The 19,377-nt window shown below is 40.1% G+C and carries 26 protein-coding genes, 2 pseudogenes and 1 riboswitch; of the genes and pseudogenes, 22 read left to right on the forward strand and 6 right to left on the reverse strand.

The features are described from left to right. The first annotated feature begins 116 nt into the window (after positions 1-116). A riboswitch (cyclic di-AMP (ydaO/yuaA leader) is annotated at positions 117-248 on the forward strand. A gap of 4 nt (positions 249-252) precedes the next feature. Further along, complete coding sequence (locus tag M2444_RS23885) at positions 253-720, forward strand: C40 family peptidase (RefSeq protein ID WP_094874733.1); 468 nt, start codon at positions 253-255, stop codon at positions 718-720. A gap of 228 nt (positions 721-948) precedes the next feature. Here M2444_RS23885 and M2444_RS23890 read toward each other — a convergent pair whose 3' ends face one another. Then, complete coding sequence (locus tag M2444_RS23890; protein ID WP_094874732.1) at positions 949-1,134, reverse strand: hypothetical protein; 186 nt, start codon at positions 1,132-1,134, stop codon at positions 949-951. A gap of 225 nt (positions 1,135-1,359) precedes the next feature. Between M2444_RS23890 and M2444_RS23895 the strand changes: the two genes are divergently transcribed. Together M2444_RS23895 and M2444_RS23900 are read left to right on the forward strand one after the other, a co-directional pair. Then, positions 1,360-1,737 (forward strand): Ig-like domain-containing protein, encoded by a 378-nt coding sequence (locus M2444_RS23895; protein WP_094874731.1) that lies wholly within the window; start codon positions 1,360-1,362, stop codon positions 1,735-1,737. A 144-nt stretch (positions 1,738-1,881) separates the two neighbouring features. Beyond that, positions 1,882-2,436: a CueP family metal-binding protein gene (locus M2444_RS23900; RefSeq protein WP_094874730.1), complete on the forward strand. Its 555-nt coding sequence runs from the start codon at positions 1,882-1,884 to the stop codon at positions 2,434-2,436. Between the two features lie 252 nt (positions 2,437-2,688). Here M2444_RS23900 and M2444_RS23905 read toward each other — a convergent pair whose 3' ends face one another. Then, positions 2,689-3,645 carry a ketopantoate reductase family protein gene (locus M2444_RS23905; protein WP_094874729.1) on the reverse strand — a complete coding sequence of 319 codons (957 nt, stop codon included), beginning with the start codon at positions 3,643-3,645 and terminating at the stop codon, positions 2,689-2,691. Between the two features lie 52 nt (positions 3,646-3,697). Between M2444_RS23905 and M2444_RS23910 the strand changes: the two genes are divergently transcribed. After that, a complete protein-coding gene (locus M2444_RS23910; RefSeq protein WP_094874728.1) occupies positions 3,698-4,009 on the forward strand; it encodes a MarR family winged helix-turn-helix transcriptional regulator in 312 nt (103 codons plus the stop codon). A gap of 797 nt (positions 4,010-4,806) precedes the next feature. Here M2444_RS23910 and M2444_RS23915 read toward each other — a convergent pair. Next, positions 4,807-4,971: a hypothetical protein gene (locus tag M2444_RS23915; RefSeq protein ID WP_179281782.1), complete on the reverse strand. Its 165-nt coding sequence runs from the start codon at positions 4,969-4,971 to the stop codon at positions 4,807-4,809. Positions 4,972-5,126: 155 nt separating this feature from the next. Here M2444_RS23915 and M2444_RS23920 point away from each other — a divergent pair, with 155 nt between their 5' ends. Continuing rightward, complete coding sequence (locus M2444_RS23920; RefSeq protein WP_143812462.1) at positions 5,127-5,405, forward strand: hypothetical protein; 279 nt, start codon at positions 5,127-5,129, stop codon at positions 5,403-5,405. A 22-nt stretch (positions 5,406-5,427) separates the two neighbouring features. Beyond that, a pseudogene (locus M2444_RS33500) lies at positions 5,428-5,956 on the forward strand (glycosyltransferase family protein); the annotation flags it as partial. On the opposite strand, the pseudogene M2444_RS23930 reads toward M2444_RS33500, so the two are convergent. Then, positions 5,943-6,365: pseudogene (locus M2444_RS23930) on the reverse strand (IS110 family transposase); the annotation flags it as partial. The pseudogenes M2444_RS33500 and M2444_RS23930 sit on opposite strands and share 14 nt — an antisense overlap. A 162-nt stretch (positions 6,366-6,527) precedes the next feature. Here M2444_RS23930 and M2444_RS23935 point away from each other — a divergent pair. Beyond that, a complete protein-coding gene (locus M2444_RS23935) occupies positions 6,528-6,875 on the forward strand; it encodes a hypothetical protein (protein ID WP_094874726.1) in 348 nt (115 codons plus the stop codon). A 395-nt stretch (positions 6,876-7,270) separates the two neighbouring features. Here the strand turns inward: M2444_RS23935 and M2444_RS23940 are convergent, their stop codons facing one another. Next, the gene (locus tag M2444_RS23940) at positions 7,271-8,536 is read right to left on the reverse strand and encodes an IS110 family RNA-guided transposase (RefSeq protein ID WP_094874725.1); all 1,266 of its coding nucleotides are present in this window, start codon (positions 8,534-8,536) and stop codon (positions 7,271-7,273) included. Between the two features lie 295 nt (positions 8,537-8,831). Between M2444_RS23940 and M2444_RS23945 the strand changes: the two genes are divergently transcribed. Genes M2444_RS23945 through M2444_RS23970 form a run of 6 tightly spaced genes read left to right on the forward strand, consistent with a single transcriptional unit; the run spans position 8,832 to position 11,769 of the window. Further along, positions 8,832-9,089, forward strand: a complete 258-nt coding sequence (locus M2444_RS23945) for a hypothetical protein (protein WP_280788236.1) — start codon at positions 8,832-8,834, stop codon at positions 9,087-9,089. Between the two features lie 21 nt (positions 9,090-9,110). Continuing rightward, a complete protein-coding gene (locus tag M2444_RS23950) occupies positions 9,111-9,380 on the forward strand; it encodes a dihydrofolate reductase family protein (protein ID WP_280788237.1) in 270 nt (89 codons plus the stop codon). Between the two features lie 47 nt (positions 9,381-9,427). Next, entirely contained in the window at positions 9,428-9,739 is a 312-nt protein-coding gene (locus tag M2444_RS23955) for a hypothetical protein (protein ID WP_094873147.1), read from the forward strand. Further along, the gene (locus M2444_RS23960; protein WP_143812187.1) at positions 9,690-10,631 is read left to right on the forward strand and encodes a site-specific integrase; all 942 of its coding nucleotides are present in this window, start codon (positions 9,690-9,692) and stop codon (positions 10,629-10,631) included. Before M2444_RS23955 ends, M2444_RS23960 begins: the two co-directional genes overlap by 50 nt. Next, a complete protein-coding gene (locus tag M2444_RS23965; protein ID WP_094873144.1) occupies positions 10,609-11,262 on the forward strand; it encodes a TniQ family protein in 654 nt (217 codons plus the stop codon). The genes M2444_RS23960 and M2444_RS23965 overlap by 23 nt, the downstream gene beginning before the upstream one ends. Next, positions 11,263-11,769, forward strand: coding sequence for a hypothetical protein (locus M2444_RS23970; protein WP_143812186.1), 507 nt, complete (start codon positions 11,263-11,265; stop codon positions 11,767-11,769). It begins immediately after the preceding gene. A gap of 596 nt (positions 11,770-12,365) precedes the next feature. On the opposite strand, the gene M2444_RS23975 is transcribed toward M2444_RS23970, so the two are convergent. After that, complete coding sequence (locus M2444_RS23975; RefSeq protein WP_042132212.1) at positions 12,366-12,860, reverse strand: arsinothricin resistance N-acetyltransferase ArsN1 family A; 495 nt, start codon at positions 12,858-12,860, stop codon at positions 12,366-12,368. Between the two features lie 499 nt (positions 12,861-13,359). Between M2444_RS23975 and M2444_RS23980 the strand changes: the two genes are divergently transcribed. The 9 genes from M2444_RS23980 (at position 13,360) to M2444_RS24020 (ending at position 19,365) form a co-directional block, all read left to right on the forward strand. Next, a complete protein-coding gene (locus tag M2444_RS23980) occupies positions 13,360-13,785 on the forward strand; it encodes an arsenate reductase ArsC (protein ID WP_042127998.1) in 426 nt (141 codons plus the stop codon). 237 nt (positions 13,786-14,022) lie between these two features. Further along, entirely contained in the window at positions 14,023-14,346 is a 324-nt protein-coding gene (locus tag M2444_RS23985; RefSeq protein ID WP_094873140.1) for an ArsR/SmtB family transcription factor, read from the forward strand. Positions 14,347-14,456: 110 nt separating this feature from the next. Continuing rightward, positions 14,457-14,801, forward strand: coding sequence for an ArsR/SmtB family transcription factor (locus tag M2444_RS23990; protein WP_094873138.1), 345 nt, complete (start codon positions 14,457-14,459; stop codon positions 14,799-14,801). Between the two features lie 53 nt (positions 14,802-14,854). Continuing rightward, positions 14,855-15,913, forward strand: a complete 1,059-nt coding sequence (gene arsB / locus M2444_RS23995; RefSeq protein ID WP_042128004.1) for an ACR3 family arsenite efflux transporter — start codon at positions 14,855-14,857, stop codon at positions 15,911-15,913. Positions 15,914-15,969: 56 nt separating this feature from the next. Then, positions 15,970-16,389, forward strand: coding sequence for an arsenate reductase (thioredoxin) (arsC, locus tag M2444_RS24000; protein WP_094873137.1), 420 nt, complete (start codon positions 15,970-15,972; stop codon positions 16,387-16,389). A gap of 57 nt (positions 16,390-16,446) precedes the next feature. After that, positions 16,447-16,809, forward strand: a complete 363-nt coding sequence (gene arsD, locus M2444_RS24005; protein WP_094873135.1) for an arsenite efflux transporter metallochaperone ArsD — start codon at positions 16,447-16,449, stop codon at positions 16,807-16,809. Between the two features lie 17 nt (positions 16,810-16,826). Further along, complete coding sequence (gene arsA, locus M2444_RS24010; protein WP_094873134.1) at positions 16,827-18,632, forward strand: arsenical pump-driving ATPase; 1,806 nt, start codon at positions 16,827-16,829, stop codon at positions 18,630-18,632. Beyond that, a complete protein-coding gene (locus M2444_RS24015; protein ID WP_094878541.1) occupies positions 18,629-18,910 on the forward strand; it encodes an iron-sulfur cluster biosynthesis family protein in 282 nt (93 codons plus the stop codon). The genes arsA and M2444_RS24015 overlap by 4 nt, the downstream gene beginning before the upstream one ends. Positions 18,911-18,930: 20 nt before the next feature. Continuing rightward, positions 18,931-19,365: a protein-tyrosine phosphatase family protein gene (locus M2444_RS24020; protein WP_094873131.1), complete on the forward strand. Its 435-nt coding sequence runs from the start codon at positions 18,931-18,933 to the stop codon at positions 19,363-19,365. Positions 19,366-19,377: the final 12 nt, after the last annotated feature.

A 19,377-nucleotide genomic window follows, 5' to 3' on the forward strand; every position in this document is an offset into this window, starting at 1 on the left:
TGCATTATACACTAAAAAAGTGTAGAAACTATGTAGTTTAAAAATAAAAGTATAAAATTTGTGAAAGCATTGACAGGCGATTTCTTGATATATTAAAGTGTAATTAGTTACAAAATATTAACCAACTGCCGAATTTCGTATTGAAAACGGGGGAACCATTCCGGGTGAATTATTCTTGTGAGCAAGAGAATATAGGGAACCTTTAACCGAACCCTCAGCTAACTCCGTAGGCATTGAAGGGAGAACAAGGTTCTGAAGAAAGTCATTTTATCTTTACTAGGAGCTGCAGTTATTTTCACAACAGCTGTACCAAGTACTTTTGCAAGTGAGGTAAAACTGGAGAGTGAAGTGAATCAGGTACTCGGGACACCTTATTTATGGGGTGGAACCACTAAGGCAGGATTCGATTGTTCCGGATTCATCCTGTATGTACTAAAAAAGTTTAATGTGGATGATCTTCCACGCACTTCCCAGTCACAAGCTAAAGTAGGGACACCCGTTGCAAAAGAGAACTTACGATCAGGAGATTTGGTGTTTTTTAATACCTTTGGTAATGGTATCTCCCATGCCGGAATTTACTTAGGCGACGATCAATTCGCCCACTCCTCAAGCAGCAAGGGAGTAAGCATAAGCAAGTTGTCCGAAAGATACTACAAAGATCGTTATGTTACGGCTCGGCGTGTAGTAGATAAAGAGAGTTATCTTAGTATGGTTAATTAAGTAATAGGTGAGGGGGTATCCAGCAGCCATATATGGCTGCAGGATACCCCTAGTTTTTTAGAAGATCCCAGAACGGTCTGTTTTCTCATTTCCCTAATCCCACAGATTCCTCCTCAACATACAAAGGAGTCCCCTATATATCATGGGGACTCCTTTGTATGTTGGTCACTAATATCTTTTCAAATGGATATAATCATATGTTTGCTCTAGGGTATGTATGTGATGTTCTTATAACCTAATATCAATAGTTTGCCCACGATATTCGTCCAGTATATTTGCCTTTGGGTTTTGAATGGGTTCTTTAGCATGCTCGTGATTGGTGATTTTTTTGTCTCCTGTTCCCGTATGCATTCCATCCATTCCACAGTTCTTTGGCATATTAGCTGAACCTGATAATCCACTTAACCCATTCATATAATATTCCTCCTAGTAGTATAATTCAACTCTTTAATACCCTCTCATGGTAACACTTAAATGTACATTTTATATGTGGTAGGTGAGTAGAAGCCCAATTTCTTTTGGTTGGACAACTTGGAAGAAGTCTACACTCTCACTCGGATTCGTTAATTATTTTTAAAAAGAACATCATATCTTCATACTTTCTCCAAAATGTATTGCTATACTGTGAGGAGATTAAGAATGAAGGTATTGAAAAAAGGTGTATTAACAGCTACATTATCTGTAGCTTTTTTAACATTAACAATCACCAGTCCAGCTGCTTTAACGCCAGCGACACAAGCGGCACAAGCGGTAAAAGTAACTTCAATTGCAGTCAAAGGCCCTTCTAATCCTTTAAGGCCATCTGAAACCTTTCAGCTGAAGCCCACCGCGGTGACCTCACCCAAAGGCGGGAAAATAAAGATAACCTATTCTTCAAGTAATTCTAAAGTAGCAACGGTAAATGCAAGTGGATTAGTGACAGCGGTTGCTTCAGGAAAGGCTACCATTAATGTAAATTCAGGCGGCAAAAAAACATCTGTAGTAATAAATGTGGTAACTTCTGATCACAAACACTGATGCTTAACAAGAGAATTATGAGCATGATGCCAGTAAAATTATAAACTGAATCCCAGCAGTTCCTGATCCCTGGAAATAGATTGGCCAGAGCAAAAGATGTAATATTAAACGGCACTAAATGTAAAAAGGAAGGTAGTAAATTTCATGAATAAAAAAGTATTTATGTCCACGGCTATAGCGATAACTTTGATTGGTGTAGCTTTGGGCACCTATACAATCGCTGACAGGGGAAAAACTGAGCCGATTGGTGAAAAGCTAGCCCAAACAAACGATATTAAAAAATTGGTGAATGACTACAGCATGGGTAATGCCAAAGCCAAATCGGCTTCGATTACATCAAATCAGCTGACAGTGACAACGGATAATGATCAAAAATTGACCTACGGCCTGCCGAGGGATGAGTTTTTCGTTTCAATTGCGCCTTACGTTAGCCAAACACATCCCTGTGCCATACATAACCTGGCTGGGTGTCAGGGAGAAATGGCGAATACATCATTTAATGTCACCGTAACCGACCACAATAACAAAGTGGTAATAAAGGATGTTATTAAATCCCATGACAATGGTTTTATTGATCTCTGGCTACCGCGAGACCAAACGTTTCACGTAACGATTGATTACGATGATAAGAACAGCACCTCTTCCTTCACAACATCGGAAGGGGACAATACTTGTATCACTACGATGCAGTTATCGTAAAATCTACAAGTGGATAGGACTCCGGAACTCTAAAAATAGGGCGCTCCAGTAGCCACTTGGCTTGGGAGCACCCCTTTGGACTTTTGGGAACCGATAATATTTCATTCGCACCGTCTGCAACACTATCTGATTATATTGGAGATCACCAGACGCTGATCAATTTCCTGAATTAATTAAAAAAATCAATTCTTACATAAGCGTGAATAAAAAGGACAATCCTGATTAAGGGGGGATGCTTAGGAGGTGCAGTTTTCATGTCCCCTTACACAATTCTTTTAAAAGATTTTTTCGTAACTTATCAATAGAAGGGGTAGCCACATTACTCTTTTTGATTAGCATATCAAATTCTTCCTGAAGGCAGATCATCTCGGGTTTTGCTGCGGCTGTATGCTTTGCCATGGCTGTTTCAGCAAACTTTGTGCCCATGATAATTTTAAAAATTGGGGCAATCATAAAAACGGGAAGTTTTAAATAGTGAAGTTTTGAAGGTGTGATTTTAATGCCTAATTTAGTCAACACAGCAAAGCCTTCTTTTATCCCCAGAACCATTAATTTAATATCTGCATATGATTTTGCCAAAGCAAAATTATTACTATTATATTTATAAAGAGCGTTACCGATACTTGTAACCATTGCCACATGCGTTTTCTGCCACATATCCATGTTACTAGTTACAACTGATGAAATACCGGCATTGTTAAAAATATCTACTATTTTTTGTAGCCTTTCGGTTTTTTGGCGACTGTATTCTGAAAATGTAGTGGTCTGAAAAGCCCGCATGAATCCCTTGCCGATAAAGTAATGTACCCGGCCGTCTACACGTTCTCCTCCTGCGGACGGAAATCCTAGCATCAGGCGGTCACTACCCACTGCATGAACCCATTCGTCATAACCAGATGCTGTATTGACTACAAAGACAATATTTTTTGATTTATTTTGAGAAAGTATCGGCAATACACTGACTATCTGTGTTTTTTGCATTACTACGATTATGTAATCGAAAATATTGTCTGGCAACAGATGTTCAATCAAATTTACCTTTGCAATTTCTTCTCGGTTGTTGCCTGAATTCACGAGAATCATCCCGTTTTTTTTCAGGTCAACAAGTCTTGTCCTCCTTGCAAGGACAGTGATATCATATCCTGACAACGCAAGTCTCCCAGCGAAAATACTCCCGATTGTGCCTGCACCATAAATAAGAATTTTCAAGTGATCTCTCCTCTAAAAGTAATTAGTAATACCAAAGAAATAATATCAGCATATAGGACTCGCTGGTAAAGTATCACTGATCGAATTGGCCAATGTGCTTAACCTGGATAAAAGTACAATGAGCAGGACTGTAAATAATCTTGTAACCGATGATTGGGTTGAACGGATTACGGACCCAGAAAATCGACGTTATGTCCAACTAAGGCTAACAAAAAAAGGGTGGATACTCCATGAGAATATAAATTCCGTACTTCATTCGTATTTCGGGAGTGTAATGAATGATATTCCGGAGAACAAACGAACACAGGTTGTAGAGAGTCTGGAACTATTAATTAATGCGATAAATAAGAATAACTGCTGTTAGCCATTCGATGGGAACTTATATTTATTATTGGAGGTTCACCTACAATCTGCATAAAAAGTTGATCTATTTCATTGTTAAAGATCAACTTTTTATTGCACTGTGATAAAGTGAGAAGAGACACATTGTAGGGAGATTAATGACATTAATGTGGGCACTTTAATGTCATTTTTGTCGGATGACAAGAGTATGTTCCGCATAGAACCCGCATAAATTGCGGTTTATTTTTTTTTACGGTACTGATTGCCGAAATAGGCCAAGAATGTGTTCCGTTAGCCGATATAATTATGTTAGAGGACAGGACATGTAATCTAAGAACCGTATGTGCTTATCAACTTTAACTTAAGTTTTATTATAATCCATTCATCTGAGAAGCGAAGCTCTTTTCCTTAAATAATTGGTGTATCATCGGCTAAAAAAGCCAAACCTTCTATCCAAAAGCCGCCACAATTTAAGGTTTGCCAACCTGCTTGTTCGGATCGGTACAATAACACATGCATATAGACGTATAAACGCCTCTACCCTGCCGACATGCCAGTTCTGATCCACTTCTGAGGTTTATAGTTATTGCGTGTTAGCGATATGCATCCTACAATGAGGATCCTGAATTCTTAAGGACAGAGATAAGAATGGATCTCAGTTAGCGGTGGATTCAATTTATGGACAATGCCATTCCAGAGGCTCAGAAAAGTTTAGAAAACCGACCTTTTCCGGCGTTCTTGAATGTCAATTGGTGCCCACTCAAGATTTGTTTTATTGCATAGTTTATTGTATCCTTGGTCTTTTACCCTGAGGAACAGCTAAATCACAAGTTCGGATGACGAGTTTGGATACTTCAGAGTAACCCAAGCGATATATAGGCCAATTACAGCAGCCATTAGCAGGAGTATCGCAGAAATTAAGGCTAGCTTATCTAACTCTCTGGGGGAGACTGGAGGTTTGGAATTCCTTTTTTTATTTTGCATCGCACACTCCTCCTTTAAAAGAAAGTAACTCATACTGTATGTTATGAAAAAGGGGATATTCTGTTCGAAAATTAGGTTGAACACCAAGTTAATCCTTGAAGGAGAAATGATCTATGCGTAATTCTGTGGCTTCACCCCGTAAAAGGAGTCGGGAAATGTGCAAAAAAAAGGCGGAAACACTGGTGAAATCTATACAAATTAGTCCCCTTAATTTAACCAAAAAGGATTTTGCGGAATTGGATGCATTTCTCAGCCGTTTCTTCCTGCTAAACCCTAAAATGTTCACGGATTTATCTGAAGAAAACCTTAAGAAATTGCAGTTTCTTCTTGAAAGAATTAACTCGAGCATTCAGAAGCTTGATATTCAAAATACTCACATCTCCAGGTTCGTGTCCGACTGTCAGAGTCTATTAACCCAATATGCTAAAAAGTAAAAGCTGGGGGGATCTCGTTTGTATGAAAAAATCGATTAAATTTCCGAAAAGTGAAAAATTAACAATCGCACAAGTGATTTCGAACTATCCAAATGCACAGCCATTACCTTCCATCAAAGGAGGGACTGGAAAAATTGTTTATGAGCTGACGGAAGAACTGGTTAGACGAGGGCATAAGGTCTATTTATTTGCAGCTCTAGGGAGCAGGAGCAAGGCAAAGCTTATCCCCTATCCTAAGGGGCTCTGAGCGAGTTGACATTATCCATGACCATACTTTTCGTTCCGCTCTCGGCGTAACTAATCCTAAAATCCCAACGGTATGCACTGTGCATATCCCGGTCAAACGGCGGATTAAATACCCTGTATACGTAAGTAAACGTGCCCGCCATCTGATGGGGAACAACAAAGGCTTCTGCGTATATAATGGGATTAATACGCGTGAATATGAATTTAGCACAGAGAAACATTTATATCTGTTGTATATAGGTAGGATTATTCGGAATAAGGGTGTTTTGCAAGCTATACAAGTTGCCGAAAAGACTGGTAGCCGTTTTTGACCATATCTGCGATGACGAGTGCGTCTTTGCGGTCGCTTTTTGATGGGGTATTGTCGCGATTTTCTTTGTTCTTTTTAACGAGGTGTGGATTCACGAGAACAGCTTCAATTCCTTGGTCTGAGAGCCAGCGAGCCAGGCTCAGCCAGTAATGTCCGGTGGGTTCCATACCCACAATGATTTTGCTCAGCTTGTAAGACTTGAGCAGATCTTGAATCCAGCGTCGGAACAGGCGAAAGCCCTCGTCATGGCTGCCGAACTCAAGCGGCGATCCCAAAGCAATTCCCCGATAGCTCACTGCGCGAGCGACATGCGTCTGCTGGGCAATATCTACACCGACAACCAGATGCAAAGAGGAAATGTTTTCAATGAGTTGATTTTGCTTGTCCTGAGTTTTAAACTTCATAGTAGAGCGACCTCCTAAATGGTGAGATTAAAAGGGCTGTAGACCCGTATCCAACTCTCATGTTACAGAGGCGCTCTTTTTTGTTCAAACTCCAAATTATTCAGTTTACAGGAATTCTAACGGGAAACGATAGCTCAATAACGACACAAAGGCAGCCAGTCAATGGATCGGCTGCTCGACGAATGTCAGTACAGTTGGTATGCCGAAGACATTGCAATCCAGCTCTATTACTTGCTGTATGTATTCGGGGAAGATTCGAAGTCCGAACGGAAGGTGCAGTACGAACTTTTCATTAAACATTTCGAGCAAGGTTATACAGAGGATGGCCGTCATATGCCTGAAGGCTGGAAGGATCAGCTTGGGCTCTTCCTTAGACTACGCGAAATTATCGTTTTCGTCGGTATGCACCAAAGCTGGGATTTGAGTCAACCAGACGACTGGACACGCGATTTTTTGCGAGATAGTAGAATGCGAATTACAAAAGGAGTTTCGTTGATCGACGAATTTTGAACAACTAAAATGGAAGATATTATTCAACTCCCTCGAAATGATTTAATTATCTCACTCAGGCTCATGAATTCGCAGGATTTCTCCTTAATCAATGTGCGAAAGATGAAAGATTAGAAGAAGCAGGTGGCCGAGAAGACATAGAAGGGCATACGGAAACAGAGGTATTAATTTAATACCCATATCATTCCATATATGCACGTCTCCATTTCGCCTTAGTGATTCTCACTCCCATGTCTCAACGGGTCACAAGCCCTTTCATTCCTTCGTCACATCTAACTAAGGGGTGGAGGTCGGTCTTTCTAACGGAACGGGTCCGAGCCCTTTTGTTGAACGTCTCCCGATACTCCGTGCTATTTTATCCTGCGAATACATGAACCGGTGAGGATCAATTGGCTTTATGCTGCGTGTAGGAAAACTCTAGTCGAGTCATAAGTTTTGCCGCTTTTAGCAAGACAGACAAGCATACGTGCAACTTTCCCAATCAATTTCATAATCGATTTCATCTTCTTTACCTTCTTTTCCTTAACATTGTAGTGGTGCAAAGCCCGAACTTCCGAGTTGGTCATAACCATACACATTGTCATGAGATAGAGGAAATGACGTAGACGGGGGCGTCCGCGTTTGCTAAGCACCATTTTTCCTCGCCACTTCCCAGAACTTGCTTCAGCTAGGTTTAGACCGGCATGGCGTAGTAGAGCATTTCCGTGCGCATAACCACTTAGATCGCCAGCCTCGCCCAGAACGCCTGCTAAGCTGGTAGCATTCAGACCTGGTATTTCAAGCAGTTTTTGTGCATAAGGAATACGCTCGAGTATAATGTGGACTTCGTGCTCGATCTGTTCAAGTTGTCGCTGAGCTAAGTCATACTCTTCTAAGAGTTGCTTTAAATGAAGTTTGTAGGCTTGAAGTGCGTGCGTGGCACCCACACTGCATTTCGCAAGTGCAATAAGTTGCTCTGCTCGTTTGACGCCAGCATGACGTTTCACATATTTCTTCCAGCCAGTAAGAACTTGTTCAGTGGATAAAGGGCTGATTTCCTTCGGCAATGGGAAGAGCCTGAGTGTAGCGATGGCACTGGTGCAAGTAAGAATCTTAAATACCTGACGCAGTTCAGGAAAGACAATATCTACCCAGCGATGAATTTGGTTTACAGCACTGTTGAGACGTTTGGTCACCGTTTCTCGATTCGCCATAAGAATACGGAGTTCTTCGTAAGATTCTGCAAGAAATCGAACTGGAGAATAATATCCATTTTTAATCATATCTGCGATGACCAACGCGTCTTTATGATCGCTTTTAGATGGCGTATTGTCGCGGTTTTCTTTGTTCTTTTTAACAAGATGGGGATTAACAAGCACAGCTTCAATGCCTTGCGAAGACAGCCAGCGAGCCAAGCTTAACCAGTAATGACCTGTGGGCTCCATACCGACAATGACTTTATGAAGCTTGTTCGATTGTAATAAATCTTGGATCCAGCATTTGAGTAGATTGAAGCCTTCTAAATGGTTGCTGAATTTCAGGGATGTACCGAGTGCAATCCCTCGAAAGCTTACAGCTCTGGCAACATGGACTTCCTGAGCAATATCTACACCGACGACAAGGTGATGAACGGTAATGTTTTCAATAAGTTGATTTTGTTTTTCTTGTGTTTTAAACTTCATAGTAGAGCGACCTCCTGATGGGATTTTTGAGGCAATGACCTCGTGCGTAACCCCATCTTACTGAGGCGCTCTTTTTTATTCAAACTCCAAATTTTTCGTTTTACAGGAATTCTAACGGGAAACGTTAGCTCAATAAAAACAAGAAGACAGCAGATCTCAACGTGATCGGCTGCTTTTGTTAATCAAACGGGCAGGTTAGTTTAAAAGTTTCGCGAATACCCTACATATGAAATTATTCATAGAGTAAGATATTTTATCCTTCACGAATTTTATGCTGAGTGACGAGTGCCAAACCATGTGGACGCTGGGTGTGCAGCGGATTCCGGCTCAGGAAGAGGTGCTGAACCGTCTAGCTGCCTCTGCTGCGCCTAACAAAAAGATGATTTTGTCGCTTTTGGATCAAACACAACCTATGCCAACGCACCCCTTCATGATCTATGTATGGGAGGCCCTGAACGCAGGTCTGACCGAGCTGAGCTTGAGCAATCCTGAACAAGCATTGAAAAAAATAGAACAGACCCTTCAAGCATCTTGGGGCGCATTTAAAAGCTAATAAGAGACGGGGAGAAGCCAAATGAAAACAACGATATTCAGCCAAATTTCGATCGACGGAAAGCTCACTATGGGAGCAGGTAATTCGAGTAAGGAGCTTTTTTCTTTGTTTTCCAATGAGGATATGGAATTCATCCATCTATTTCGGGGGAATGTGCAGGGCATTATGGTTGGCAAAAATACAATTTTAACGGACAATCCCTTTCTTACTAATCGGTATGAGGAGAATAAAAATCCAATCCGTATCATTCCAACAACGACCTTCCAAATCACTATACTCTACAGGAAATGACACGCCAAGACTTTATAGAGTATGTAGATTTTCTTAAAAGGAATCCAATGGGAGGGAAAAGCCCATCACAATACCATAATCAACCCCCTAGCGATTATGGTATTTGGTCGATGATTGCAAATATTGAAAATTTCATAACCTATCTGCAACGATATGGATGGGAAGAAGCACCTCTGAAACCCTCAAGGTCGTTGATTTATCAAGAAGATAGACCAAAATTAGAGAAAAAAAAGATCACCGAATATAACTATTTAAATGATAATATTTGGGAACAAATAACCAACAAAATTCATTTATTAGATCCTCAATATGTGGCCTATCGTTATTTTATTGGAGGCGACTGGATTTCATTTAGTTGATCTTCTTACACTTAAACTAGACTGCTTGCAAAAAAGAGACGATGGGTATTGGATTGTTTCAGAGCGAGATAAAATCAAATCAGTTCCAATAAGTGAAGATATTTATAGCATGGTGAAAGCACAAAAGATATTTATTCATGAAAAATTTTCAGAAGAAGAAAACCCCGAACACTTCTTGTTTCTGAGATATAAGGGAAAAATGAAAGATCGTGGCAGAACATATTTGCAACCTTCTCTTATACGTCAACTGAATATTTTTGCTGAGCAGCAACAAATTATAGACCTGAACGGTAAAATATTTCGGTTTGGAGCGTCACCATTTCGCCACCGTTTTGGTATAAAAAAAATCAGTAATGGGGCCAGTATCCTAGATGTACAAAAACTATTGTCAAATGTAACTCCAGAAATGGCTGTTATTTATGCCAAGATCCACGATCATAATTTACAAGTTATTTGGGAACATTCTCATGAGTATGGGGCTGTACGCCTAGACCCGATAACCGGTGAGGTCATCCAGACTAAAATCCTTGATCAGGCCTATGAAAATAATGTAGATATCGATTGGTTAAAGAGAAATCTAACTGAAATCAGACTTGAACAAGGTTATTGTATTAAATCCCCTCGTACCCATTGTCAATTTTTGAGTCAAACTCATGAACAGCCCTGTATAATGTTTAAGTGCTCAAGCTTTTACATCGATTCTTCTTTTCTTCCTTATTACGATCAACAGATTTCCATGATTAATCAACAAATTGAAGAGGGAAGTATGCACGGGAGATCTCGTTTAGTCGAAATATTGAAGGGAAAGTTAGAAAAATTCGTTGAAATAAGAGAAAAAATTAACACTCAAAGTAAGGTGGAGCAGTCTGATGAGTATGAATCAAGTGGATAGTCCCTTGAAGGGATTCGAATCGTCTTGGTCTATCATTGAAAAGATCAAGAAAGCAAATGTTGTAAACTCACGGCAACTGTTGCAGAGATATGGACCAGAGCTTCCAATAACAGGCGGTTCTATTATTAGTAAAAAATATTTAAGTTTATGGACTTTTGAAGGATTCGATCACCAAAAACTTACTCAAGCACTAGGGTATTCATTAAGTGACCATACCGAGGGCATAAAAAAAAGATTAACTCAGATGTTTCCAACCTACATCAAGTCAGAATCCCTGTTTAGAGACACTCTTCATTTTTGCAAAGAATGCATGAAACTGAATTATCATAGCTTGTTGCATCAATTCAAATTTATAGAAACTTGTCCGTTTCATCTGTGTGCCTTAGACAGCGAATGTCCATCTTGTAAGAAATCCATCCCCTATTTATTACCCCGACATGAGTACGAATCGGGGTTTATTTGCAATTGTGAAGAATGCATAAATAATCAAGATGTCCAACAGCATTTAGTAGCTAGTCGTACCTTAAAAGATCCTAATGTTATCGCATGGTTAAGCCTAACAGAAGAAAATATAGAATGTCTTCAAAAAACAGTGATCTTCAGACCTTTTTTAGTGTCGAATTTAAACTAGATGGAAGAAATGATAAACCTTGTACAAGTAAATACTGACGAAGTTCACTACTCATCAATTTTTGATTTGAATATTGATGTACCCAATAGAGATACTGTGGAAATGAACTATAAAGATATTTATTTATCGCTTGCAAAAACACTAGAAGCATTTGAAAAACACCTTTTGTGTACTACCCTAAAAAAACATCAACATTGTATAAAGAGATTTGTTGGTATGTACAAGAGAAGAGATGAAAAGTTCCCACCTATTTGTCCCTACGCCTATGCTTACGTGTTTTGGAAAGAGAGTGTTTACCATATCAACCCTTTTATAAATGAGGGGAAGAGATATACTCATAAAAATATAAAACCTTTTGATCTTCCATTTCATTTTTTTGAAGAAGGCTTTAAGGAGCTATTGATGGTCTTTAATCGCAGTGATTATCGGATGATGAAGTGGATATTAAATCACTTATTATGGGAAGTAGCTAGTAAACATTTCAATAAAATGGCTAACAATCGCTAATCAGTATGCCAAATTACAGATTAGACCTTTAATTGATACCTCATACAAAGAAACTGACACAATGATCTTGTTTAATCTAAAGAAGAAAAAAATGCTGAAATATACTAATGATGAAACGCTTATGATCACAACATATTGTCCCTTCGAAAGTAAACCTACATTTGATCCTGAAGAGATTTCCTTTCTCCCAATGCGGTTGGCAATGTCAAAAGGAATGAGTGAAGAGAAGAAAGCAGCAGAAAAATACTTACAGGGATTGAGAATTCTCACTACGATTAGATAATCAATTTGAAGGTATCATCGTAAAACTCATTTCTGAAATCCCAATAATACAGTTTGTTTCAAAAGAAATATAAAGTTAACAAAGGCTTTTCTACATATTACTACGGATCAGACTACGTATTTACCTTTTGTAATTCGTCCAAGTGCGGTTCACTTATTATTTAGACCCTGGGCAAGAACTTAATCCCTTTTCCAAAAAAAGACGAGAATACATGCCATAAATTCATTTTTTAAGATGTTAAATTGAGAGAATAGTTAGGAAATGGTTACACTAAGAGATACTCGGCAAATTGTAAGTACATCAAACCTTTTTTTTACAACAGTTTCTCCATAATCATCACGTCTATAAATTCCCCATCCATAACACCTTGCTTCTCAAAAATGCCAACCTGTCGATAATCCATCTTTAGATATAATCTTTGGCCCCCTTGATTGAATGGGAAGGTGAAGAGAACGATTTTATGAAATTCATTTTCTTTTGCTATCTGCTCTAAGGACTTCAATAGAGAGCTGCCGATACCTTGCCCACGAAACCTGCGATCAATATAAATAGAAAGATCAGCTACGCCCCTATAGGCGCATCGTTGTGAATAGGGGTTAAGAGAGGCCCAACCAAGCACTTCTCCTTCTCTTTCCGCTACAACAACGCTAAAACGTCCCTGGTGATCTTGGAACCATGCTTCCATATAAGACGAATCTTTGGACTCGGTTTCCAATGTAGCAATCCGATCCTCAATACCCTGATTATAAATGCGAAGGATACTTTCTGTATCCGCTGATGTTGCCTTACGAACAATTAACGCAGTCATCATCTGTACCTTCCCCCTATATAAAATATATTTATTTATCACAATAATCACATAAATACGATGTTCTGTTCGAACCTAGAAATCAAATATTCATCGCAGGATTAATAATTTAATGCAGAAATAAATAAGGGGAATCACCCTGTTGCTGGTGTGCCACATCTGCAGTGAGATAAAGTACGTACACTTTGATCATTAGGATTTTGCGTTCTTCTGGGAAGGATCGCGTGCTACGCAGTTATTCAGTAAGCCTAAGCGCCGAGTCATTATTTGAAATAACTCTCGTGCGTTTTCCATTATTTTCACCTCATACATAAGTTATAATCGTAAAACTTGCAAAATGCAACTAAAAATCGAAATGGGTAAATCATGATTTTGGAAGGTCGATATTATAAAATTAGTGTGGCTTTATTAAGTTTTTACATTGCGATAACATAAAGCGCGATTATTATATAATGATTTAATTATATAATGATATACAAATAGAAAGGGGTTGAGAAGAATGCAACAACCAATTCATCTTTATTTTCTTTGTATCCAGAATCGTTGCCGAAGTCAAATAGCCGAGGCTTTTGCCAGACATTATGGTGGTGATCATGTGGTCGCTGAAAGTGCCGGACTTGAATCCGGAGATATCCATCCATATACCATTGAAGTCATGAAGGAAATAGGAATTGATATTTCAAACAAAAGCTCAAAAACAATTGACATGAAAACGTTTATGCAATCGAAAGTCATTATAAAGTTATGTGAACAAGTCAATGAAAAATGTCCAATCGTTCCCTTTGCCATCAAAAATGTTCAATGGAATGTTATTGATCCGTTAACACATGATGGTCTTCTGGGAGACGTAAGAGCTGCAAGGGACGAAATCCAACAGAAAGTTATTGCGCTATTGAAGGAAATGAAAATACCAGTTAATGAGTAAAAATCTTTGTATCGATTTCGGGTGTAGTATCATCGAGTATTCAGTTGTGGTCATGTGGATGAGCATTGTCCGCATTGCCTTCAAGAGTGGAAAAGGTACAATGAGGTTCGAAGATCTGGCAAAATTTTAAATAAACCTAATGTATCTACAGAAATAGCCTTTCTTGATTTTGAAGGAATCAAACAATAATATATGATTATATATTATTTTGTTCGTATTCTTGAGAGGACTGTGTATATGTTCGATATGGAAATGGCTGGAAAACTGAAATTATTAGGTGACAAAACCAGACTCACAATAATGGGACTACTGAAAGATAAAGAATGGTGTGTGTGTGATCTAGTGGGGATTTTAGATATGACTCAGCCCAATGTCAGTCAACATTTAAGGAAATTAAAGGCGCTGGGAATGGTTAAGGAAAGAAGAGGTGGACAATGGGTATACTATTCACTTGATGTGGATGATAAGCCTTTTATTCAAACCGTTCTAGATACTCTACCCGATACTCAGACGTTGCTGTCTTTGTTAAAAGAGAACTATACTGAGGCTGATTGTGATTAATCGAATGATTTAAGTCTCATGAAGGAACATTTAGATCCCGATTTTTATATAACCATATGCTTATATAAGCATATGGTTATATAATGATGAAGGAAAAGGAGGAACGGAATATGAGTTTTTCTCTAGATGATTTGGATGAAATATCATTGGTATTAAAGCTATTGGGGGATAAAACGAGGCTTACCATGATGAAACTGTTGGAGAAGCAAGAATGCTGTGTATGCGAACTTGTCGAAGTTTTCAAAACGAGTCAACCGTCTGTCAGTCAGCATTTACGCAAACTAAAGGATGCAGGTCTGGTAAAGGAAAATCGGAAGGGTCAATGGATTTTTTATTCGATCAATTCTAATAGTATTCATAATGAGTTAATTCAGAAATTGCTGAACTTTGTTCCTTCACAAGATCATGAATTGGAAGAGCTCGATAAGAAAGGTCTTAGAATTTCTTGTAATTAATACGTGCAAGGATCTAAGTGATAAGGAAAACTTATCAAAGGAGATTGAACAATATGAGTCAAAGAGAAAAGAAGTTGTCTTTCTTGGATCGTTATTTAACCTTATGGATCTTTGCGGCAATGGGAATTGGGATTTTGATCGGCTTTTTGATACCTAGCTTTTCGGAAGGTTTATCGAAGATGCAGGTCGGATCGACTTCAATTCCTATAGCCGTGGGATTGATTCTGATGATGTATCCACCGCTGGCTAAAGTGAAGTTTGAGAAACTGGGAAGAGTATTTAAGGATTGGAAAGTCCTACTGCTCTCCTTGGTGCAGAACTGGATTATCGGTCCAGTATTAATGTTTCTGTTAGCCATCTTATTTCTGAGCGATATGCCGGAATACATGATTGGTTTGATCATGATAGGTTTGGCTCGATGTATTGCTATGGTTCTCGTATGGAGTGATCTGGCAAAAGGCGACCCGGAATATACAGCAGGTTTAGTAGCTTTTAACTCCATATTCCAAATTATTTTTTATTCCGTTTTTGCATATCTGTTCATCACAGTAATGCCCGGATGGTTTGGCGTACAGGGAGCAGTTGTAGACATTACGATGGGGCAAATTGCGGAAAGCGTAATGATTTACTTGGGTATTCCATTTGCAGCTGGAATATTGACGCGAGTGATTGCGCTGAAGACAAAGGGTGAGGCTTGGTTCGAGAAGGTTTTCTTGCCAAAGATTGGTCCTCTTACTTTGATTGCCCTTTTATTTACAATCGTGTTGATGTTTTCACTTAAAGCAGATTTAATGATTCAGCTACCTATGGATGTCGTTAGAATCGCTATACCGTTATTAATATACTTTGTCATTATGTTTTTCTTGTCCTTCTGGATGTCCAAAAAAGCGGGAACTTCTTATCCGGTAGCAGCCTCACTTTCTTTTACTGCAGCCAGCAACAATTTTGAACTGGGTATTGCAGTGGCCATCGGTGTGTTCGGATTAAATTCAGGGGCGGCATTTGCCGCTGTTATCGGACCGCTTGTTGAGGTGCCTGTTCTTATCGGGCTTGTAAACGTCTCATTATGGTTCGGAAAGAAGTACTTTAATAAACCGTCACCTGCTGCCTAAACAAAGCATCAAAAATATAGTTACTATTACCTTCAATATAAAGGAGATTATCTATCATGGAAAAGAAAACAATTTACTTTTTGTGTACTGGAAACTCTTGTAGGAGCCAGATGGCTGAAGGCTGGGCAAAGAAATACCTCAGTGATGAGTGGAATATTTACAGTGCAGGTATCGAAGCACATGGTCTTAACCCTAAAGCAGCGAAAGCTATGAATGAAGTAGGTATTGATATCACGTCTCAGACATCCGATATTATTGATTCAGAGCTATTAAATAACGCTGATCTGGTGGTTACCTTGTGTGGAGACGCTGCTGATAAGTGCCCGATTACACCTCCAAAGGTGAAACGGGAACACTGGGGATTTGATGATCCTGCGAAAGCGCTAGGAACTGACGAAGAGAAATGGGCTGTATTCCAGCAGGTCCGTGATCAGGTCGGAGCACGAATTAAACAATTTGCTGAAACCGGCGAATAAGGAATAGTCCAGCCGGGAGAAATCCCGGTTTTTTTCTACAGAAAGGAGATTAAATATATGAACTCTATTGAAATCTATGATCCAGCGATGTGTTGTTCCACAGGAGTATGTGGTCCGAGTGTTGATCCGGAATTAATTCGGATCTCTGCAGTGGTGCATAACCTGAAGAAAAGGGACGTCAATGTTTCCCGTTATAACTTGTCCAGTGAGCCGGCTGCTTTTGTTGCGAATGAAGTTGTTAAACAATTACTGACTGATGAAGGCCCAAATGTATTACCTGTAATTATGGTAGATGGTCAGGTCGTTAAGAAACAAGGTTATCCTACTAATGAAGAGTTAGAGAACTGGACAGGGATTCCGGCTTTTGAACTTACGATGAAGCCTAGAGTGCGTTTAGATCTAAAAGTGAAGTCACAATAAACGAAAGAAGGGTCAACATGTCTATTCGGTTCGATCCACATACCATCCTGAAAACGCCATATTTTTTCTTTACAGGTAAAGGTGGCGTTGGGAAGACTTCAACTGCTTGTGCAGTAGCAGTTGCCTTAGCGGACGCCGGTAAACGGGTTCTGCTCGTGAGTACCGATCCGGCCTCTAATTTGCAAGATGTCTTCGGCCGGGAGTTGTCCAATCAACCCGTCGCAATTGAAGGTGTGCCCAATCTTTTTGTCGCAAATTTAGATCCGGAGTCCGCTGCGGAAGAGTATAAAATGAAAGTTGTTGCCCCGTATCGTGGAGTCCTACCTGATTCAGTTATCAGCACCATGGAAGAACAGCTATCCGGTGCATGTACCGTTGAAATTGCAGCTTTTGATGAATTTACGACGCTGCTTACTAATGAACAATTAAAGTCTCAATTTGATCATATTCTGTTTGATACCGCACCTACAGGTCATACACTGCGTTTATTACAATTGCCATCGGCGTGGAGTGGATTTCTGGATGAAAGTACGCATGGTGCATCTTGTCTGGGGCCTCTGGCTGGTTTAAAATCCAAAAAAACACTATATAACGAAGCCGTCCGCACCTTATCAGATGGTGAAATGACGACGCTAATTCTGGTTACCCGTCCGGAACAATCTCCGCTAATGGAAGCAGCACGTGCATCGTCAGAACTTCGGGGAACAGGTATCAAGAACCAAATGCTGGTCATTAATGGTTTGCTGTTATCTCACAGCGAAGAGGACCCTGTATCTAAAGGGTTTTATAACAGGCAGCGGCGGGCTTTGGAACAATTGCCTGCTGAACTCCAGGAACTGCCGAATTATGTTATTCCATTAGCTCCATTTAACGTGACTGGACTTGAAAGCTTACGTAATCTTTTCCAATCGGATCCGTTGGCATCTACCGAAAAAGTAAATGCTGTGGAGATTGACCGTTCCATTCCGGATCTTGGTGGTTTGATTAATGATCTGGAGGAAAGTGGTATTCGAGTGATCTTTACAATTGGTAAAGGAGGCGTAGGAAAATCCACGGTAGCTTCTGCGATTGCTGTAGGGCTTGCAGAACGTGGACACCGGGTCCATCTCAGTACGACTGATCCTGCCGCCCATCTAGAGTATGTGTTTGGAGAGAATTCAGATCGCATCACACTCAGTCGAGTCGATCCCAAAATCGAACTGGAGAGATACCAGGCAGCAGTCATTCAACAAAATTCGGAATCGCTTGATGAAGAGGGACTCGCTTTTCTAGAAGAGGATTTAAGATCGCCGTGCACAGAGGAAATCGCAGTGTTTAGGGCTTTTGCTGATTTGGTTGAACATTCAGAAGAGGAAATCGTAGTGATTGATACGGCGCCGACCGGACACACCCTATTATTGCTTGATGCAACTCAGGAGTATCATAAAGAAATTGCCCGTTCCTCTGGATGGATTCCAGATTCCGTTCAACATTTGCTCCCTCGTCTTCGTAATCCGAAGGAAACCAGTGTCGTAATCGTCACGTTAGCGGAGGCAACACCTTTTTATGAAGCCTCTCGTTTAGAGTGTGATCTGGAGCGTGCCGGCATTCCAACAAAATGGTGGGCCATCAACCAAAGCTTTGCTGCTGCAGGAACAAATGACAAAGTTCTGAATGGGCGTGCTCATGCCGAGCTACAATGGATTAGTAAGGTTAAAGAAATCTCTAATGGTCATGTGGCAATCATTCCTTGGAAACCGGACGAAATTACAGGGTATGAACAATTGAAAGCTTTGACGGGAAAGTATCTCAAGATAGGAAAGAGAGTGAATGAGGAAAAATGACGATTACGGATGAAGCGAAGCAGTTTATTGAGAACATGATGAAGGAGGCAGGGGTCTCTACTTTGCGGTTTGCATATTCCGGAGCAGGATGCTGTGGACCCAGTTATCAATTGTCGCTTGAGAAACCGCAAGAAAATGATGCGGTGAGCGTAGTAAATCATATTCAAATTGCGGCAGATTCCCGGGTGGCTGACCAAATCGGCGGACTTGTCCTTGATTTTGTGCAGGACGAGCAAGACGCAGGACTAACTATGAGTGGCGGCAGCAACTGCTGTTAAGCCGACAGGAGAGAGCTATTATGGCAAATTACCACGCACTTATCGAGAATAAAGTATATATTGGTGGAGAGAATGCTTTGCTTGAAGCCCTTAAAGAGAATGAGATTACAGATGTGTTTGATTTGAGAGATAACGGAACGGAGGCAGAAGGCTTTCCAACCGAAGTAACCCGTCATCACTTCCCAATCGTAGAGGATGAAGCAGGCCAAGGGTCTTATGTGAAAGCAGCTATTCAGGCAGTTACAGACGCAGTGAACAGTGGAAAGACGGTGTATTTTCATTGTGCAGGGGGTCGTAATCGCACAGGAACAGTAGCCACTGGAGTTTTACTTGAACTAGAAATGGCTTCTACCGTAGAAGAAGCGGAAGCTTTGGCCAAAGAAAAACGTCCAGACATCAATATCAAGCAAGAAATGCGTGATGTGTTGAGAGGGTTTTATGTCAGCAGAAAATAAAGTATTAGACTG

The sequence above is a fragment of the Paenibacillus sp. PastF-3 genome (assembly GCF_029893135.1).
Classification (GTDB): domain Bacteria; phylum Bacillota; class Bacilli; order Paenibacillales; family Paenibacillaceae; genus Paenibacillus_AQ; species Paenibacillus_AQ nitricinens.

Coding starts and splice junctions, on each gene's coding strand:
- M2444_RS23890 (WP_094874732.1), bottom strand. CDS start 1,134: ATGAATGGGTTAAGTGGATTATCAGGTTCAGCTAATATGCCAAAGAAC.
- M2444_RS23895 (WP_094874731.1), top strand. CDS start 1,360: ATGAAGGTATTGAAAAAAGGTGTATTAACAGCTACATTATCTGTAGCT.
- M2444_RS23900 (WP_094874730.1), top strand. CDS start 1,882: ATGAATAAAAAAGTATTTATGTCCACGGCTATAGCGATAACTTTGATT.
- M2444_RS23915 (WP_179281782.1), bottom strand. CDS start 4,971: ATGCAAAATAAAAAAAGGAATTCCAAACCTCCAGTCTCCCCCAGAGAG.
- M2444_RS23920 (WP_143812462.1), top strand. CDS start 5,127: ATGTGCAAAAAAAAGGCGGAAACACTGGTGAAATCTATACAAATTAGT.
- M2444_RS23935 (WP_094874726.1), top strand. CDS start 6,528: ATGGATCGGCTGCTCGACGAATGTCAGTACAGTTGGTATGCCGAAGAC.
- M2444_RS23940 (WP_094874725.1), bottom strand. CDS start 8,536: ATGAAGTTTAAAACACAAGAAAAACAAAATCAACTTATTGAAAACATT.
- M2444_RS23945 (WP_280788236.1), top strand. CDS start 8,832: ATGTGGACGCTGGGTGTGCAGCGGATTCCGGCTCAGGAAGAGGTGCTG.
- M2444_RS23950 (WP_280788237.1), top strand. CDS start 9,111: ATGAAAACAACGATATTCAGCCAAATTTCGATCGACGGAAAGCTCACT.
- M2444_RS23955 (WP_094873147.1), top strand. CDS start 9,428: ATGGGAGGGAAAAGCCCATCACAATACCATAATCAACCCCCTAGCGAT.
- M2444_RS23960 (WP_143812187.1), top strand. CDS start 9,690: ATGTGGCCTATCGTTATTTTATTGGAGGCGACTGGATTTCATTTAGTT.
- M2444_RS23965 (WP_094873144.1), top strand. CDS start 10,609: ATGAGTATGAATCAAGTGGATAGTCCCTTGAAGGGATTCGAATCGTCT.
- M2444_RS23970 (WP_143812186.1), top strand. CDS start 11,263: ATGGAAGAAATGATAAACCTTGTACAAGTAAATACTGACGAAGTTCAC.
- M2444_RS23975 (WP_042132212.1), bottom strand. CDS start 12,860: ATGACTGCGTTAATTGTTCGTAAGGCAACATCAGCGGATACAGAAAGT.
- M2444_RS23980 (WP_042127998.1), top strand. CDS start 13,360: ATGCAACAACCAATTCATCTTTATTTTCTTTGTATCCAGAATCGTTGC.
- M2444_RS23985 (WP_094873140.1), top strand. CDS start 14,023: ATGTTCGATATGGAAATGGCTGGAAAACTGAAATTATTAGGTGACAAA.
- M2444_RS23990 (WP_094873138.1), top strand. CDS start 14,457: ATGAGTTTTTCTCTAGATGATTTGGATGAAATATCATTGGTATTAAAG.
- arsB (WP_042128004.1), top strand. CDS start 14,855: ATGAGTCAAAGAGAAAAGAAGTTGTCTTTCTTGGATCGTTATTTAACC.
- arsC (WP_094873137.1), top strand. CDS start 15,970: ATGGAAAAGAAAACAATTTACTTTTTGTGTACTGGAAACTCTTGTAGG.
- arsD (WP_094873135.1), top strand. CDS start 16,447: ATGAACTCTATTGAAATCTATGATCCAGCGATGTGTTGTTCCACAGGA.
- arsA (WP_094873134.1), top strand. CDS start 16,827: ATGTCTATTCGGTTCGATCCACATACCATCCTGAAAACGCCATATTTT.
- M2444_RS24015 (WP_094878541.1), top strand. CDS start 18,629: ATGACGATTACGGATGAAGCGAAGCAGTTTATTGAGAACATGATGAAG.
- M2444_RS24020 (WP_094873131.1), top strand. CDS start 18,931: ATGGCAAATTACCACGCACTTATCGAGAATAAAGTATATATTGGTGGA.